The sequence below is a fragment of the Streptomyces sp. SDr-06 genome, assembly GCF_003324565.1.
Lineage (GTDB): Bacteria > Actinomycetota > Actinomycetes > Streptomycetales > Streptomycetaceae > Streptomyces.
The window spans coordinates 1-17,190 of the sequence record NZ_QOLA01000007.1; the positions used below are offsets into that span (position 1 = coordinate 1).

11 protein-coding genes and 1 riboswitch are annotated in these 17,190 nt (G+C 72.9%); of the genes, 5 read left to right on the forward strand and 6 right to left on the reverse strand.

Annotated features, from left to right (window positions below):
* Positions 1–823 precede the first annotated feature (823 nt).
* The 4 genes from DT019_RS16695 (at position 824) to DT019_RS16710 (ending at position 6,953) form a co-directional block, all read left to right on the forward strand.
* Positions 824–2,254 carry an MFS transporter gene (locus DT019_RS16695; protein ID WP_114037622.1) on the forward strand — a complete coding sequence of 477 codons (1,431 nt, stop codon included), beginning with the start codon at positions 824–826 and terminating at the stop codon, positions 2,252–2,254.
* Positions 2,251–4,134 carry an alpha/beta fold hydrolase gene (locus DT019_RS16700; RefSeq protein WP_114037623.1) on the forward strand — a complete coding sequence of 628 codons (1,884 nt, stop codon included), beginning with the start codon at positions 2,251–2,253 and terminating at the stop codon, positions 4,132–4,134. Before DT019_RS16695 ends, DT019_RS16700 begins: the two co-directional genes overlap by 4 nt.
* Positions 4,135–4,322: 188 nt before the next feature.
* Complete coding sequence (locus DT019_RS16705) at positions 4,323–6,251, forward strand: RiPP maturation radical SAM C-methyltransferase (protein WP_114037624.1); 1,929 nt, start codon at positions 4,323–4,325, stop codon at positions 6,249–6,251.
* A 24-nt stretch (positions 6,252–6,275) separates the two neighbouring features.
* Entirely contained in the window at positions 6,276–6,953 is a 678-nt protein-coding gene (locus tag DT019_RS16710; protein WP_114037625.1) for a DUF5825 family protein, read from the forward strand.
* Positions 6,954–6,982: 29 nt separating this feature from the next.
* On the opposite strand, the gene DT019_RS16715 is transcribed toward DT019_RS16710, so the two are convergent.
* The 3 genes from DT019_RS16715 to DT019_RS16725 all read right to left on the reverse strand — a co-directional run bounded on the left by DT019_RS16715 (position 6,983) and on the right by DT019_RS16725 (position 11,417).
* On the reverse strand, positions 6,983–9,772 hold the full coding sequence (locus DT019_RS16715; protein WP_114037626.1) for a molybdopterin-dependent oxidoreductase: 2,790 nt from the start codon (positions 9,770–9,772) through the stop codon (positions 6,983–6,985).
* Positions 9,772–10,602, reverse strand: coding sequence for an FAD binding domain-containing protein (locus DT019_RS16720; protein WP_114037627.1), 831 nt, complete (start codon positions 10,600–10,602; stop codon positions 9,772–9,774). Before DT019_RS16720 ends, DT019_RS16715 begins: the two co-directional genes overlap by 1 nt.
* 155 nt (positions 10,603–10,757) lie before the next feature.
* Positions 10,758–11,417 (reverse strand): SRPBCC family protein, encoded by a 660-nt coding sequence (locus tag DT019_RS16725; RefSeq protein ID WP_114037628.1) that lies wholly within the window; start codon positions 11,415–11,417, stop codon positions 10,758–10,760.
* Between the two features lie 196 nt (positions 11,418–11,613).
* Here DT019_RS16725 and DT019_RS16730 point away from each other — a divergent pair, with 196 nt between their 5' ends.
* A complete protein-coding gene (locus tag DT019_RS16730) occupies positions 11,614–12,276 on the forward strand; it encodes a TetR/AcrR family transcriptional regulator (RefSeq protein ID WP_114037629.1) in 663 nt (220 codons plus the stop codon).
* Positions 12,277–12,367: 91 nt separating this feature from the next.
* On the opposite strand, the gene DT019_RS16735 is transcribed toward DT019_RS16730, so the two are convergent.
* From DT019_RS16735 to DT019_RS16745, 3 genes are all read right to left on the reverse strand, one after another.
* The gene (locus DT019_RS16735) at positions 12,368–12,856 is read right to left on the reverse strand and encodes an acyl-CoA thioesterase (RefSeq protein WP_223279605.1); all 489 of its coding nucleotides are present in this window, start codon (positions 12,854–12,856) and stop codon (positions 12,368–12,370) included.
* 13 nt (positions 12,857–12,869) lie between these two features.
* On the reverse strand, positions 12,870–15,230 hold the full coding sequence (gene metE / locus DT019_RS16740; protein ID WP_114037630.1) for a 5-methyltetrahydropteroyltriglutamate--homocysteine S-methyltransferase: 2,361 nt from the start codon (positions 15,228–15,230) through the stop codon (positions 12,870–12,872).
* Positions 15,231–15,381: 151 nt separating this feature from the next.
* Positions 15,382–15,602: riboswitch (cobalamin riboswitch) on the reverse strand.
* A 101-nt stretch (positions 15,603–15,703) separates the two neighbouring features.
* Entirely contained in the window at positions 15,704–17,116 is a 1,413-nt protein-coding gene (locus DT019_RS16745) for a S41 family peptidase (protein ID WP_114037631.1), read from the reverse strand.
* Positions 17,117–17,190 lie beyond the last annotated feature (74 nt).

Sequence of the window (17,190 nt, forward strand, 5' to 3'; positions counted from 1 at the left end):
CCGCGCTCGCCGAGGCGGGCGGGGGCGAGGGTGCGCCGCTGCTGGGCGGTCCCAAGCCCCTCAGGACGGAGGCCTCCCCCCTCGGCGCCCTCACCAAGGCCCTGGGCCGCCTGCGCCCACCGAACAAATAGCCCAGCACCGACCCGCCCCCTCGGCGTCAACTCGCACCATCCTGACTCGACTTGGCGACGCACGGCCCCATCGGCCGGGCGCGCGACTTCGGGCTGACCGCGTACGGGCCCTCGTGCGGCCGCCCGGTCCCGCTGAACACCGCCGGGGCGCGCATGTTTCCGGCCAATGACGGGGCCGGATGGAACCGTTCCGGGTGGCCGTCGTTCGGGTGCGGACGGATGTGCCACGCAGTCGCGGTGGCCACCGCCCCAACGGCCTGTCGGAGAGGGGCTGTTCCGGATCGGGCTTCCCGGTCGGTTCGCCCGTGGGAAGACGCATAGGCCGGACGGGCTGCGTGAACTGGTCGGCCGGTCCTGGATGTTCGCCCGAGCGAAGCCGCGGTGGGGGAACGTGGTGGCATCCCGCGGCGGGAAGGCGGCTCCGGCCGCCTTCCCTTTTGCCCGGCCTCTCGCGAACCGGCCGCCGGGGGCGGGGTCCGGATCAAGAAATCGGTTTCTTTGCCCGGGCCTTACGAAGATGGATTTCGGCCTCGGTGGCGGACCTCTTGTGGCTCCGCCGAACGCCTGGTTAGGCTCCCGCTCGTTTCGTTTCCTGCACATATTCTTCGCAACTTGACCAACTGTGGGGTGGCTGTGCGCGAACCGGCGTTCCTGAACGCTCCCGAGGCATCTGCTCCGTCGGCTGAGCGCCGATGAGCCCGGGCACCACCGCCGCCGAGAGACGGGCGGCCCGCCGCCCGTTGTCCCGCGACGTCCGGCTCTTCTGGTGCGCGAGTGCGTCCGACGCGCTCGGCACCCAGGCATCCGGGGTCGTCCTTCCGCTGCTGCTCCTCGGGCTCGGCCATTCGGCGACCGTGGTCGGTCTGGTCGCGGGGGTGTCCACGGCGGCCGGGCTGCTGCTGGCCCCGCTGGCGGCGATCCCGGCCGATCGCGGCGCACGCAAACCGGTGATGTTCTGGTCCGCCACGGTCTCGGCGCTGGCCATGGCAGGCGTGACGGTGGCCGTGGCGGCGGGCAGCCCGCCGCTCGCGCTGCTGCTCGGCGCGGTCCTGCTGGAGCGGTTCTCCACCGCGGTGTACGAAGCGGCGGCCGCCGGAACCGTGAGCATGATCGCCCCGCCCGCCGACGGCCCCCGCGTGGTGGCCGGGCTCTCGGCGGGCGACCAGGGCGCGCTGGTCCTGGGCCCGGCGCTGGGCGGCGCCCTCTTCCAGGCCTCCCGCGCACTGCCGTTCCTCGCGGACGCCGTGTCCTACGCCGTGGCCGCCGGATGCGTGCGTGCCCTGAGTTCGGACCTGCGGCCGGCGCGGGGGAGTGCGGACGCGAGCGCGGCGGCCGACGCGTCAACCGGATCCGGGAGCGGGACTCCCAACTCCCCTATTGCAAGCGGAGATTCGGCGGACGTGATGGGAGTCGCCACTGCCTCCGACCCCGTACCGATGGAGGAGGATGCTTCTGCGGGCCCGGCCCGCGTCGAGCCCACCCCGGCGGGCGATCCCGCCTCCCACCCGCGCCCTGGTCGCCGCATCCTGGACGAGCTCGGTGCCGGGCTCGCCCTTGCGCGCACCTCGCCCGTCCTGCGGCTCATCCTGACCTGGACCGCCACGGTCAACGGCGTGATCGTCGCGCTCTACTACGGAGCCGTATTCACCCTCCAAGAGGGGGGTCACGGAGGCGGGCCGATGGGGCTGGTCCTCGCGGTGTCGGGGGCGGCAGGGCTCGCCGGTTCGCTCGCGGCGCCGCGGATCGCTGGGCGGATCGCCCCCGCGCGCCTGCTCGTCGCGGTGTCCTGGCTGCTCGTGCCGCTCGCCGCCGGCCTCGCCGCAGCGGACGGGCCCTGGGCGTACGGCGCGTTGTTCGGCGTGTTCTGTCTGCTGATGCCCCTCGTCGGCGTCGTGCTCCAGTCCCGCGCTCTCCAGGAGACACCGCCCGGCCTCCAGGCCCGTACGGGCGCCGTCCTGGCGAGCGCCGTGGGCGGGTCGGCCGCGCTCGCGCCGGTCCTGGCCGGTGTGTTCGTGACCCGGGCCGGGACGGCTGCGCCCGCCGTGGCCTGCGCGGGGTTGCTGGCGGCGCTGGCATGGCGGACGACCGTCGTGCGGTCGAGGCTGACGGGGGTCACGTCATGACCGGCCGCTACCACATCTACCGCGCCGCGCTGCCCGAGGTGTGTGCCGCCGATCCGACCCGGATGGTGTTCACGGCCGACGCCGGGGGCCGCTGCGAGGTGTTCACGTGGGACGCCGCCGCCCGACGGGCACGCCAGGTCACCGATCGCCCGCACGGCACGCTGCACTGCGCGATCGACCGCGACGCCCATGTGTGGTGGTTCGACGAGAACGGTGACGGCGCCGGACGCTGGCGGTTCCAGCGGTTCGCGGGCGGCCCGGACCTGCCGGGGCTCACGGGTGTGCCCAAGGGCGAGCCGCGCGGACTCGCGGTCGGCGACGACGCGTGCGTGGCCATGGGGCTGGGGGACGCCCGGTCGACCGCGGTGCACCTGGGTCCGCGCGGGGGCGCGGCCCGCGAAGTGACGCGCGTCGACGGGCACGCGACGCTGTGCGGGATCACCCCGGACGGCAGTCTCCTCGCGCTGAGCGGCGCGGCGGGCTCGCCGCGCGCCGTGACCGTACTCGGCACCGACGGCACCACCCGGGCGGTCCTGGGCGGGGACGGAGCGGGCGGACGGCTCTGGGCGCTGGGTTTCGCTCCTGTCGCCGACCGTGCCGAACTGCTCCTCGTGAGTGAGGCCGACGACCGCTATGTGCTGGGGAGTTGGACGCCCGAGACGGGACTGGTCCGTCATGCCTGGTGTGCCTTCGACACCGAGCTGACCGCCCGCTGGCACCCCGACGGCCGCTCGATCCTGGTCCGCCAGGACCGGCACGGCCGCAGCATCCTGCACCGTGTCCGTCCGGCACGGCGCACCGTCGAGCTCGTACCGACCCCGCGAGGGACCCTGCTGGACGCGGCGCCGCGCACCGGATCCGATGTGCACGTCCTCTGGACGGACACGGCGACACCGCCCCGCATGATCTCCACGGCGGGCACCCCGCTGCCTCCCACGCAGGGCATCCCGGAGCGAGTGCCCGGCGAGCACACGGAGTTGTGGACGCCCGGTCCGGACGGGCCGGTGCACTCGCTGCTCAGTCTGCCCGAGGGGCGCGAGGGCGCGGTGCCCGCGGTGTTCCTGGTGCACGGCGGGCCCGCCGACCACGACCGGGACGCCTACGACGGGGTGGTGCACTCCCTGGTCGCCTCCGGCTTCGCCGTCGCCCGCGTCAACTACCGCGGCTCCACCGGGTACGGGCCGCGCTGGCGCGCCGCGTACGGGCAGGGCGTGGGGCTCACCCAGATCGCGGACCTCTCCTCGGTCCGCGCCGACCTCGCCGAGCGGGGGCTCATCCGCGCCGACGCGACCGGCCTGTGGGGCACGTCATGGGGCGGCTATCTGGTGCTGCTCGCCCTGGGCGCGCAGCCGGGACTGTGGCAGGCGGGCGTCGCGGTCAAACCCGTCGCCGACTGCGCGGCCGCCCACCGCACCGCCACCCCTGCCCTGCGCGCCCTGGACGAGCGGCTGTTCGGCGGCACGCCCGACGAGGTGCCCGAACGGTACGAGCGCAGCTCACCCCACCACTACGCCGCCGCCGTCCGGGCGCCGCTCCTGGTCGCCGCCGCCACCCGGGACGCCAAGTGCCCGCCCGGCCAGGTGCGCGACTACCTCGCCGCGCTGCGCCGCGCGGGCGTGCGCCACGAGTCGATGTGGCTGGACACCGGCCACGACGGCTACGAGGCCGACCACCACGTCGCCGTCCTGCGCCGCGCGGTGTTCTTCCTCGACGGCGCGCTGCGCCGGTCCCGCACCACCCCCAAGACGCCCCGCTCCGACCGGAGCGGGGACAGCGGACGGGTGTGCTCTCCAGCACCCGCCGGTACAGGCACCAGCCACACAGAGAGGAGTTCCTGTCATGCAGAAGGACATCATCCAGAACGACCCGCTCGCGGGTGACGAGGAGAACCGCAAGCCGGGCATCGGCATCACGGTCACGGTTCCGTTCCGCAACGCCGAGGACGGCGACGAGGACTGATCCTCGGCCGGCCCGGCGGTTCGCCGCCGGGCCGGCACAGCCCCGGCCCTTCGCCCCCGGCCCCTTGGCCCCCGTCCCGTCACGTCTCCGCACCCACCGAGGAGCCGACATGCGTGTCCTGCTGGTCAATATGCCCTGGTCCCCGATCGACCTTCCCTCGCTCGCCCTCGGAATCCTCAAACGCAGCGTGGACGAACGCGTGCCCGGCGCCCGCGCCGAAGTCCTGCACGCCAATCTCGAATTCACCGACTGGATCACCGCGCGCACCGAATTCACTGCCGAGGACTACGAGTACTACTCGCTCTCCTCCTATTTCATGGGCTGCGGCGACTGGGTGTTCTCCTCCGCGCTGTACGACGACCCCACCTGGCGGGACCAGGAGTTCGCGGACGCGATGAAGGGCAAGCTCCGGCGGTCGCGGCTGCGCATGTCGCAGGAACTGCACCGCCAGGTACCGGAGTTCGTGGAGATGATCGCCCGGCGGATCGTCGAGTACGCCCCCGACGTCGTCGGCTTCACCTCCACCTTCCAGCAGAACACCGCCGCCCTCGCCGCGGCCAGGCACGTCAAGCGGCTCGCCCCGCACATCGTGACCGTCATGGGCGGTGCCAACTGCGACGGCGAGCAGGGCGAGGCCGTCCACCGCAACTTCCCGTTCGTGGACCACGTGATCCGCGGCGAGGGCGAGGCCGCCTTCCCGCAGCTGCTCACCGCCCTCGCCGAAGGCGAGCACGGCGACGCCCTGTCGGGTGTGCCGGGCCTGTGCCACCGCGATGCCGAAGGCGGGAGCATCGTCAACCCCATGGCCACCAGCCCGCTGCCGCCGGCCACCATCCTGGCCCCCGACTACAGCGGCTATTTCGAACGCCTCGCCTCGTCCGTGGCCCGCAACTGGGCCGAACCCAAGCTGGTCGTCGAGGGCGCCCGGGGCTGCTGGTGGGGCGAGAAGCACCACTGCACGTTCTGCGGCCTCAACGGCTCGTTCATGCAGTTCCGTTCCAAGAGCCCGGAGGCCTTCTACGAGGAGATCATGGAACTGGCCCGGCGCCACCGGGTCCTGGACATGTACGTCGTCGACAACATCCTCGACATGGGCTACCTCACCACCGTGCTGCCCCGCATCATCGAGAGCGGCTACGACCTGCGGCTGCACATCGAGATCAAGGCCAACATGCGCCGCGGGCAGCTCCGTACGCTCGCCGATGCCGGGCTCATCTACGTACAGCCCGGCATCGAGAGCCTCAACAACCGGGTGCTCGACCTGATGGACAAGGGCGTCAGCGGCTGCCAGAACGTGCGCATGCTCCGGGACGGCGCCGAGACCGGCCTCTCCGTCGCCTGGAACTATCTGCACGGCTTCCCCGGCGAGACCGCCGAGGACTACGACCCCGTCATCGCCCAGATACCGGCCCTGGAACATCTCGATCCGCCGGTCGACCTCTCCGCACGCATCGCGATCGAGCGGTTCAGCCCGTACTTCAACCGGCCCGAGCTGGGCTTCGACGGGCTGCGCCCCGAGGAGCACTACCGCTTCACCTACGATCTGCCCGAGTCGGAGCTCTACGACCTCGCCTACGTCTTCGAGGCCCCGCAGCGCGGGATCACCGAGCCCACCGTCACCGCGCTCAACGACGCGCTCGCCGCCTGGAAGAAGCACCACGCGGGCGCCCGCCTCACCCACGCCGACCTGGGCGACCGCATCGTCCTGGTCAGCCGGCGGCGGGCCTTCGACTGGCGGGCCAAAGAACTGACCGACCCGTTCGAGCTGGCCGTCTTCCGCCTCCTCGACCAGCCCCACACGGCCGCCGCCCTCACTCGCAAGGCCGCGGCCCGCGCCAAGGGCGCCGCCCGTGAGGAGAGCGACGTCCAGCGGCTGCTCGACTCCTGGCTGGCGCTCGGTCTGGTCTTCACCGACGGCGGCCAGTACGTCCACATCGCGCCGTCGGCCGTCAACGAGGACCTGCTGCGGCTGGACTTCATGCGGCACGCACAGGCCGCGATCGACGCCGCGCCGCGGCCCGAGCCCGTGCGCGTCTGACCGAGCATCAGGAGGACAAGCCCCATGAGTACCGCCCTCACCACCGGCATCGGAACGCTCACGGTCGGCGCCTGGCGCGACTACGACCCCGAAGCCTGCGCCCTGCCCGGGATGCACCTCGGCGACATCGAACTGACCGGCCCCCTGGACAAGGAGAGCGACCGGCTGTGGGAGCGGGGCGTGCGCCGTGTCCGGCTGCCGGAGACCGTCGACCTCACCGGCCTCGACGCCCCCGGCGCAGCCGAGCGCGCCGTGCGCGGGCTCAGCCTCGTACGGGACCTGACGGCCCGGGCCGTCCTGGTCGAGTGGAAGCTGCGGCTCGACCCGGCCGCACCCGACGACAGCTGGCAGAGCCTCAGCCACCTCCAGCCGCCGCAGCGCCTTCAGGGCCCGGCCGACGGAGCCGGTGACCTGCGCCGCTGGCGCGACGGGCACTACCTCTGCAAGTGCCTGTGGCGGCAGGGCCCCGGCTTCGTCCAGATCCGCGACCGCCGCTGGGGCGACCTGCGCCGCTTCACCGCCGACGAGCCGGAGTACCAGCAGGTCATCGAGGCGCTCGCCTACGGCGCCCCGACGGCCTCGGTGCCCCCGGCCGTGCTCGCCGACTTCGTGGAGGAGCGCCTCGTCCTGGAGGTCGGCGCGCTCGCGTGGTGGATGCCGTACCGGGTGAGCCGCTGGATCCAGGAGGCGATGGCGATCTGACGGGCCGCGCCTGCGATGGGGCGCCCAGGTCACGGCGTGGGCCGCGTGCGGGTGGCGTGTTGGTCGAGGGCGAGCCACACGCGGTCCCGGGTGACCGGCAGTTCGGTGAAACGGATGCCGGTGGCGTCGCGCAGCGCGTTGGCGAAGGCGGGGGCCACCGGGTTGAAGGGGCTCTCGCTCATCGACTTGGCTCCGAGCGGCCCGATGGCATCGGTGGTCTCCATGAAGTGGACCTCGGTGCGCGGCACATCGGCGTACTGCGGCAGGCGGTAGCGGCGGAAGGCGGCCGTGGTGACCTCGCCGCGGTCGTCGACGCGCACCGTCTCGAAGAGCGTCGCGCCGAGCGCCTGGGCCACGCCGCCCTCCACCTGGCCGCGGCACTGCATCGGGTTCATGACCTTTCCGGCATCGGCGGCGTGGACGCTGCGGAGGATGCGTATCTCGCCGGTCCCGGGGTCCACGGCGAGCCGGAACCACTGGGCGTTGAAGGCGACCGAGCGCGGTGAGCCGCCCCAGTGGCCGTCGGCGGCCAGCTCCTCCTGCGCGCCCGCGGCCCGGGCCGCCTCGTGCAGCTCCTTGAGCGTCAGCACCCGGCCCGCGCAGTCGACGGCCTCGGGCCCGAGCACGCACCGGTGCCGGGCCACCTTGGTGTGCCGGGCGGCGAAGGTACGCAGCCGTTCGGCCAGCGAGGCCGCCGCGAGCAGCACGGCCTTTCCGGCCACGACCGTGCCCGCCGAGCCGAAGGCGCCGGTGTCGTGGCGCACGACGTCGGTGTCGGACTGCCGCACCCTGAGCCGGTCCTCGGTGGTGTTGAGGGCTCCGGCGGCGATCTGCTGGTGGACGGTGGTGGTGCCGTTGCCGAACTCCGCCGTGCCGACCGCGATGTCGTACGTCCCGTCGGACAACAGCGTCAGGCGGGCGTCGGCGTAGTGGCCGCCGGGCGGCCCGGTCGCGATCATCGCCACGGCCGTCCCCTGGCCCACCAGCCATCCGTCGGGCGCCTTCGCGCCGCTGTCGTCCTCGGCGATGGCCTCGCGGACCACCGCGAGACACTGGTCGAGTCCGTACGAGGCGATGTGGAGGTCCTCCTCCTCGCCGATGGGGCTCGCCATGTGCTCGCCGGGCCCGATGATGTTCTTCTCGCGGAAGACCAGCGGGTCCATGCCGAGCCGGCGCGCCAGCTCGTCCATCACCGACTCGACGGCGAAGGTGACCTGCCCGAGGCCGTAGCCCCGGAAGGCGCCCGCCGGAACGACGTTGGTGTAGACCGAGTACGCGTCCACCTTCTTGTGCGGCGCGCGGTACACGGCGAACGACTCGCCCACGCTGTGGAACATCACGGCGGGGCCGTGGTTGCCGTAGGCGCCGGTGTTGGAGACCACGCGCATCCGGATCGCGGTCAGGGTGCCGTCGGCGCGGGCGCCCGCCTTGATCCTGATGGTGAAGGGGTGGCGGGTGGTCGCTCCGTAGAACTGCTCGGCCCGGGTGTACTCCAGCTTCACCGGGCGCCGCAGTCTGAGCGCCGCCAGGGTGACGATGTCCTCGGTCAGCATCTCCTGCTTGCCACCGAATCCGCCGCCCACCCGCCCGGCCACGACCCGGACCTCGTCCTCGGGCAGGTCGAACAGGGCGCACAGCGCGCGGCGCGTCAGGAACGGCGTCTGGGTGGAGGAGCGCACGGTCAGCCGTTCCCCGGTGCCGTCCTCCTTGGGCTCGAAGTAGGCGACACAGCCGTGCGTCTCCAGGCTGGCGTGCTGGACGCGCTGGGTGCGGAAGGTCTCCTCGTGGATCACGGCGGCGTCCACGAAGCCGTCCGCGACCGAGCCGATCTCGCCGTGCACCTCGCCCGCCACGTTGTTCTCCACCCGGGCGATCCGCTCCTTCGGCCCCTTGCCCGCGTGGATGACCGGCGCGCCGGGCGCCATCGCCTCCTCCGGGTCGATGACGTACGGGAGTTGCTCGTAGACCACCTCCACCCGGCGGCAGCCCTCCTCGGCGGCCTGTTCGCTGTCGGCGACGACGGCGGCGACGCGCTGGCCGACATGGCGGACGGTGTCGTCGAGGACGCGGGTGTCGTCGGGGTCCTCGGTGGGGTGCTCGTGGCGGGCGGAGGAGTACAGCGTCGTGGGCGCGTCCTCGTGGGTGAGGACCGCGTGCACCCCGGGCACGCGCAGGGCGGACGCCGTGTCGATGGAGACGATCCGGGCGTGCGGGTGCGGGGAGCGCAGCAGTTTCATGTGGAGGAGCCCGGGCACCTCGACGTCGAAGGTGTAGCGCGCGGTGCCGGTCACCACCTGGGGGCCCGCGGGTGCGCCGAGACTCCTGCCGACCGCCTCGCCCGCGCCGGGGCGCTCGGTGTGCCGTACACCGCGTACGGCGTCCTCGATGGCGCGGTAGCCGGTGCAGCGGCAGATGTTGCCCTTGAACGCGCGGGGCAGGTCCGCCAGTTTGCCGTCGTCGTGCTCGGTGCCCCGCTCGGCTTCGAGAGCGGCCGTCGTCATCAGGAACCCGGCGGTGCAGAAGCCGCACTGGAAGCCCTGTGCGTCGAGGAACTTCCGCTGGACGGGGTGGAGTTCACCGTCCGGGGAGGCGAGGCCCTCGACGGTCGTCACGCGGCGTCCCGCCGCCCGGACCGCCGGATACAGACAGCTGTGGACCGGCTCGCCGTCGACGTGCACGGTGCAGGCTCCGCAGTCCCCCTGGTCGCACCCCTTCTTCACGCCGAACCAGCCGCGCTCGCGCAGATAGGTGCGCAGACACTGGCCGGCGCGTGGCTCCGCGTCGAAGTGCTGGTCGTTGACCTCGATGCCGAAGCTCATCAGGCACCGTCCCCGGGGAGCCGGGTCAGTTCGTGGCGCACTTCCTCGGCGAGGCGCTGCCCCATGTGGTGACGCCACTCGGGCAGCCCGTGGATGTCGTCGAACCAGTCGTCCTCGCGGACCGCCGCCTCGACGGCCCGCCGCAGTTCGCCCCTGTCCGGAGGGAGCGGGAACCAGAGGCGGAACGGCCGTACGGTGGCGGCGCTGATCGTCACGGCCAGCGACCCGTCCACGGGGTCGAGCGTCCCGATGACCAGGGCGCCCGAGCGGCCGAGCCCGTACAGGGACGCCTGCCGGAAGGCGGTACGGCAGCCGAGGGCGCGCGCGGGCAGGGTGACCGACCGGAGCAACTCGCCCTCGTTCAGGTCCTTGCGGCCCGCGCCGGTGATGAAGTCGACGACCTTCAGGCTGCGCGTCGCGCCCGTCTGCGACTGGAGCAGGCACGTGCCGTCGAGTGCGGCGGTCAGCGAGATCATGGGTCCCGCGGGCAGCCCGTTGCACAGGTTTCCGCCCACGGTCGCCATGTTCCAGATCTTGAACGAGGCCAGGAACGCCCGGCAGCACTGCTCGAACAGCGGCGCCGCCCGCGCCGGGAGCGTCCGTCCGAACCGGTACAGCTGGGCGATGGTGCAGGTGGCGGCGATCTCCAGGGACCCGTCCGCCCCAACGCTCAGGGGCTCCCACCCCATGCGGCTCAGATCCACCAGCCGCCGCAGCTGCGGCTGGGGCTCCGAGAACAGATATGTGCCGCCGCCCAGCCACGCGTCCCCCGGCTGCCAGGGCTCACGAAGCCGTGCGTCCCGCACGTCCGTCACCGTGTTCAGATCCATGTCTCCCCCTGCCCTTGGCCTGCTGCGTCCAGGCCAGTGAAGCCGGGGGAGCGGCCTGAAACGACTGGTTCGGTACACGGAAAACGTGCGGTCGGCGGGTCACGTCCTGGAGGAACCACCAGCGGGATCCGGGGTGGCGGACGGGGCAAGGTGGCTCAGCGGGGTGTACCGCCCGCTTCGGCGGCGCTCTTCAGGTCGCTCATCCACTTCTCCAGGCCCTGGCCCAGGAGCTCGGTGGCGGCGGGGACGTTCGCGTCGACCTGGGGGCCGGTGTGCGTCTCCTCGGTCCGCACCAGGACGCCGTCCTTGACCTTGATGAAGTTCCACACGTGGACGCCGTCGATGTGCAGCCCTTCGCCGATCGCGGGGCCGGTCCAGCGGATGCAGGAGTTGCGCTTGATCTGCTGGACGGTCGAGGTGATGTCCAGGCTGGTGGCGGGAGTCGCGGGGTTGGGCGGCACCGGCGTCGTCCACCGGAAGGCCGAGCCCGCCCGCAGCGGGCCGTGGTCGAGGCGCTCGCTGGTCTTGACCGCGGGCTGCCAGGACGGCCAGCGCTCCACGTCGGTCTGCACCTTCCAGATGGTGCTCAGCGGAGCGTGGATGACCGTCTCGGTCCGGTAGCGGACCTGCGCGCCCGGGTCGACGCCCTCCCCGCGGCAGGTGAGCGCCTTGCCGGGGTGGGGGGTGGCCCCGGCGGGCGTCGCCAGGGCGCCGAGCACGGCGACGGCGAGCGGGACGGCGACCAGGGCGGCACGGCCGCCGGCGCGGCGGATGCGGCGGTTCGACCCGGTGGGCGAGGTGGCGGAGGCAGACATGACGTTCCCCTTGCGTAGGAGGTGTGCGAGTGGTCGGGCGTACGGCCGGAGAGGCCCGTCAGGCCCGTTCCTTAGAGGCCTTGCCGTTCGCTAGAAGTTCTAACATCACACTGCGGTGGCCGTCAATAACCTTCGTGATAGCCTCTAACGGAAAGGGGCGGCTGGAGCCGCGACCGTAGGGAGAGGTGGCAGGCCTGTGGCGGACAAGGGCGCCGAGACCCCGCGCGAGCGCTATCGCGCGCAGGTCCGGGCGGAGATCAAGCAGCACGCGTGGGAGCAGATCGCGACGGCGGGGGCGTCCGCGCTCTCGCTGAATGCCATCGCCAAGCAGATGGGCCTGAGCGGTCCGGCGCTCTACCGGTACTTCGCCGGTCGCGACGACCTGATCACCGAACTCGTCCGGGACGCCTACCGCAGCCTCGCCGACACCCTCCGCGCGGCCGTCGCGGAATCCAAGACCGGCCCCGACGTCACCACGCTGGCCCGGGCGTTGCGCGGCTGGGCCCTGGAGGACCCCAACCGGTACTTCCTGATCTACGGCACGCCCGTTCCGGGCTATCACGCGCCCGACGACACCACCGCGATCACCTCCCAGATCATGGCGATGCTGCTCGACGCCTTCGCCGCGCTGCCCGACGGGCCCGTGACGCCGTTCGCCGCGCACCTCGAAGAGCACCGCCAGTGGGCGGACGGCCACCCCGCCTCACCCGTGGCGCTCCAGCGCGCGCTGGCCTTCTGGACGAGGCTGCACGGCGTGCTCTCCCTCGAGGCCGCCGGTCACTTCACCGGCATGGGGTTCGACCCCGCGCAGCTCTTCGCGGCCGAACTGGACAGCCTGCCGGCGCGGGCGTCGCGTTAGCCCGCCGGGGCCCGCACGGCCCGCCTGCCCGGCGGGCGGCGCGCTCCGACGGCCGGGGACGCCGGTCCTGTCCTCGTCCCCGGCCGCCCGCTCAGCCCGAGGCCCCGGCCCGCTCGCCCCGCCGTCGCAGGGCGCGCAGATGACGCTGGTGGTCCTCCGTCGTGACCGGGCGCAGGCCGGGTACCCGGCGGGGCGCTCCGTCCTCGCCGATCGCCACGAACGTCAGCCGGGCGGTGGCCACTTCGGCGGTGGGCCCCGAGGCGTTCCACCGCTCGGCGCTCACCCGCACGCCCACGTCCATCGAGGTGCGGCCCGCGTACTCCACACAGGCGCGCACGCTCACCAGGTCGCCCGCGTGGACGGGGAGCAGGAAGGTCATCCGGTCGACCGAGACGGTCACGGCGGGGCAGCCCGCGTGGCGTCCGGCGGCCGCCGCGGCGGCGTCGTCGATGAGTTTCATGAGGACGCCGCCGTGGATGGTCCCGTACAGGTTGGTGTCGTGCTCGCTCATGATGTGGGCGAGCGTGACATCCGAGTCGGCCGGGGCCTTGTGGGCCGGGCCGCTGGTGATGGTGTCCACGTCACAGGGCCTTTCAGTGCGGGGCGAGAAGGTGGCGCCGGGCCTCGCGGGCCGCCGCCGTCATGCGTTCCAGGGCCGGTCGGACCTCGGCCCAGTCGCGGGTCTTCAGGCCGCAGTCGGGATTGATCCACAGCCGCTCGGCCGGTACGGAGCGAAGCGCCCGGGTGATGAGGCGCGCGGTCTCCTCCTCGGACGGGACGCGGGGCGAGTGGATGTCGTACACGCCCGGGCCGACCTGGCGCGGGTAGCCCGCCGCGGCCAGCTCGTCCGCCACACGCATGTGGGAGCGGGCCGCTTCGAGGCTGATGACGTCCGCGTCCAGGTCGTCGATGGCGGAGAGGATCTCCCCGAACTCGGCGTAGCACATGTGGGTGTGGATCTGGGTGTCCGGGCGCACCCCGCTGGTGGTGAGGCGGAAGGCCTCGGTGGCCCAGCCCAGGTAGGCGGGGCGGTCGGCCGTCCGCAACGGCAGGGTTTCACGCAGCGCCGGCTCATCGACCTGGATCACCGAAGTGCCTTCGTCCTCCAGTTCGTTGACCTCGTCACGCAGGGCCAGGGCGACCTGGCGGGCGGTGTCGGCCAGCGGCTGGTCGTCGCGGACGAAGGACCACGCGAGCATGGTGACCGGTCCCGTGAGCATGCCCTTGACGGGACGCTCGGTGAGGGACTGGGCGTACGCCGTCCAGCGGACCGTCATCGGCTCCGGCCGGGAGATGTCGCCGGCCAGGACCGGCGGGCGGACGTAGCGGGTGCCGTACGACTGGACCCAGCCGTGCTGGGTGGCGAGGTAGCCGGTGAGCCGTTCGGCGAAGTACTGCACCATGTCGTTGCGTTCGGGCTCGCCGTGCACCAGGACGTCGAGGCCGGTCTTCTCCTGGAAGGAGACGACCTCGCGGATCTCGGCCTCGATGCGCTCCTCGTACGTGGTGGTCCCGATGCGTCCGGCGCGCAGGTCGGCGCGGGCGCCTCGCAGCTCACCGGTCTGCGGGAACGAGCCGATCGTCGTCGTGGGCAGCGGCGGCAGCCGCAGCTGGGCGCGCTGTGCGGCGGCCCGGTGTGCGTACGGATGGGCCCGGTGGGTGTCGGCGTCGGTGACGGCGGCCGTCCGGGCGCGCACCGCCGGGGCACGGGTGACGGCAGAGGCCGCGCGGGAGGCCAAGTCGGCCCGGTTGGCGGCGAGTTCGGCGGCGATCGCGCCTGTTCCCGCGGTCAGTCCGCGGGCCAGGGTGACGACTTCGGCCGTCTTCTGCCGGGCGAACGCGAGCCAGCGGCCGATCTGCGGCTCGATGCCGCGTTCGGCGGCCGCGTCGAGCGGGACGTGCAGCAGCGAGCAGGAGGCGGCGACGTCCACCCGGTCGGCGAGGCCGAGAAGCGTGGCCAGGGTGGACAGCGACTTCTCCAGGTCGTTGATCCACACATTGCGTCCGTCGACGACCCCCGCCACGAGCCGCTTGCCGGGGAGGCCGCCGATCGCGGCGAGATCGGCGAGGTTGGCGGCGGCAGGTCCGGTGAAGTCCAGGGCGAGCCCCTCGACGGGCGACTTGGCGAGCGCCGGCAGCGCCTCGCCGAGCCGGTCGAAGTAGGAGGCGACCAGGAGCTTGGGGCGGTCCGTGAGGCTGCCGAGCTCGCGATAGGCGCGTGCGGCGGCGTTCACTTCGGCGGGGGTGCGGTCCTGCACGAGAGCGGGCTCGTCCAACTGCACCCAGGCGGCACCCGCCGCCCGCAGATCGGCCAGCACCCGCGCGTACACGGGCAGCAGCCGGTCCAGGAGGGTCAGCGGCTGGAAGTCGTCGGCCACCCCGGGAGCGGGCTTGGCCAGCAGGAGGTAGGTCACCGGACCCACGAGCACGGGGCGTGCGGCGTGCCCGAGCGCGAGGGCCTCATCGAGCTCCCCGACCTGCTTGGACGAGTCGGCCTTGAACACGGTGCCGGGGCCCAACTCCGGCACCAGATAGTGGTAGTTCGTGTCGAACCACTTGGTCATCTCCAGCGGCGCCGCGTCCTGGGTGCCGCGCGCCATGGCGAAGTAGCCGTCGAGGGCGCGTTCTGCGGCCGGGGCGGAGCGGGAGTCCGGGGAGCGGTCGGCCGAGGCGGCGGCGCGGTGGCGCTCGGGGACGGCGCCGATCATGACGCTGGTGTCGAGGACGTGGTCGTAGTACGAGAAGTCACCGGTCGGCACCTCGTGGACGCCTGCCTCGGTGAGCGTGCGCCAGGTGGCCGCCCGCAGTTCGGCGGCGGTGCGCCGCAGTTCGTCGGCTTCGACGCGGCCCTTCCAATAGCCTTCGACGGCCTTCTTCAGTTCCCGGTTCGGGCCCTGGCGGGGGTAGCCGTACACGGTGGCGTGTGCCTGCGCGGCTGTGGGCTCGGTTGCCACGAGTCTCTCCTTCGCGAGCTCTTCGGTGGAGCGAACCCGGGACGGGACGAAGGCGCGAAGGGGCGAAGGACCGCGGGCGCGGCTCTTGTGCCGCCACCGTCGGTGCGTACGCCGACCCGCCCTCGAGGTCACCGGGATCTCCGCACGCGATCGGTCGCGCACGGGCAGTGGCAGGTCTTCGGACTCGCGGGCGCGCCTCGTGACGTACGAGGCATCTAATGGCCGTCGCTTCCCAGGCCCGGCCGGGCCCAGTGCGTATGACGGCGGTCGTTCCCGCTCACCGCTGCGGGGCAGTCCCGGATTCCCACCGGGTTCCCTCTTACGACGCATCCCGCCTGGCGGACGGGGCGAACCAGCTGCACCAGCAGCCTAGATGCTCGACCGGCGCCCCGGGAACCGCATAGGGGCGGCCCGCACGGTGAGGTGCGGCACGTGGTGGTCCCGCCGGGGCCGCCCCTCGCGTCCGGCGTCGGTCAGCCGCTCCCGGCCATGACCCGGCGGGCCAGGGTGAGTGCCGGGTCGCGCCTGTGGGTGAGGTCGTCCTCGGTGAAGACGGGGATGCGCGACTGGGGCGGGATGCCGGGGCCGTCGAAGCTGTGCCCGGCGCGGTCGAGGTACTTCTCGTTGGGCAGGACGGCCGCCCAGTCCTTGGCCAGGGGGCGGAACAGGACGTCGGAGAAGACTCCCTGGGTGTTCTCGCCGATCCGGGTCACCTGGGGCGTGCGGCCCATCAGCGCCTGTGTGAATGTCTCCGCGGCGCTGACGGAACTGCCGCTCGTCAGCAGCGCCACGGGCCCGGTCCAGCGAGGGGCCGGGGCGGGGTGCACGGTGATCGGCTGCGGGCGGGTGTAGCGGGCCGGATCGTCGGGGTCGTTGCGGGCCACCTTGGTGTAGGCCGTGTACGCGCGGTCGGTGAGGCGTGCGGCGATCCGCAAACCGAGGGCGTCGGAGCCGCCCCCGTTGAGGCGGCAGTCGATCACCAGGCCGCGCAGCCGGTCCGCGGTGGCGCCGGACGGGATCAACGCGTCCAGGGCCCGGTCGAGTTCGGCCGCCTGCTGCTGGTAGCTGTCCCCGGCGACGTACCCGTCGAAGGAGTCGATCCTCAAGTAGCGAATCTGGTCGGGGAGTTCGCCGACGACGAGCTTTCCCTGGGCGAAGCTCCGTACCGGGGCGACGAGTTGGTGGGAGACGGCCTCGGCCGCCCGCGTGCGCAGCTCCGGGGTCGCCACCCTGGTTCCGGGCCGCAGCCCGAAGTAGACGGTCTTGCCCTGGTGGATCAGTGCCGTGTGGGCGTCGTGCAGCGGACGGATCATGTCGGTGAGAATCCGCTGGAGTTCCGCGTCGGTGGTGCCCGGCGTGACGAGGGGCCGGTAACGGTCTCTGACCGCCTGCCAGTCGATGCCCTTGGCGGCGAAGAAGGGGTAGTTCTCGGCGAAGGTGGCCCAGAAGCGGTCGAACACCGCGAGCGGGCTCTCCTCGGCGGGCCGCCGGCACCGCTCGGGCAGCGCGGACAACCGCTCCAGATGACGTACGCCCGCCGCGTCGTCGGGCGCGAGGACGGCGCGCCCGCGCCCGTCGGGGGTGACGGTCATCGTCGCGACCGAGCCTTCGCCGTAACGGGTCGCACCGGCCGGACCCGGAGCGCCGACCTGGTCGGCCGTGACGGCGCCCGGCAGACAGCTGACCCGGGTCGTGTCGTACGTGGCGAGCTTTCCGTTCCCGATCGTCACCAGGGTGCCGTAGCCGTCCATGCGCCACACCCCGTCCGGCGGCCTGGGCGCCCCGCGCCCGGCCGGGACCGCGGACGCCGTACCGGCCGCCGCGACGGTCAGGGCGAGGGCCAGCGAGACCGCCGCCGCTCGGGACATCCTCCGTACACGCGCCATGTGTGAGCCCCTCCCCGTGCCTCACCGACGATAGCGGCCGCCCCTTCGCGCGACATCCCCCACACGGGTCGACC

Coding starts and splice junctions, on each gene's coding strand:
- DT019_RS16695 (WP_114037622.1), top strand. CDS start 824: ATGAGCCCGGGCACCACCGCCGCCGAGAGACGGGCGGCCCGCCGCCCG.
- DT019_RS16700 (WP_114037623.1), top strand. CDS start 2,251: ATGACCGGCCGCTACCACATCTACCGCGCCGCGCTGCCCGAGGTGTGT.
- DT019_RS16705 (WP_114037624.1), top strand. CDS start 4,323: ATGCGTGTCCTGCTGGTCAATATGCCCTGGTCCCCGATCGACCTTCCC.
- DT019_RS16710 (WP_114037625.1), top strand. CDS start 6,276: ATGAGTACCGCCCTCACCACCGGCATCGGAACGCTCACGGTCGGCGCC.
- DT019_RS16715 (WP_114037626.1), bottom strand. CDS start 9,772: ATGAGCTTCGGCATCGAGGTCAACGACCAGCACTTCGACGCGGAGCCA.
- DT019_RS16720 (WP_114037627.1), bottom strand. CDS start 10,602: ATGGATCTGAACACGGTGACGGACGTGCGGGACGCACGGCTTCGTGAG.
- DT019_RS16725 (WP_114037628.1), bottom strand. CDS start 11,417: ATGTCTGCCTCCGCCACCTCGCCCACCGGGTCGAACCGCCGCATCCGC.
- DT019_RS16745 (WP_114037631.1), bottom strand. CDS start 17,116: ATGGCGCGTGTACGGAGGATGTCCCGAGCGGCGGCGGTCTCGCTGGCC.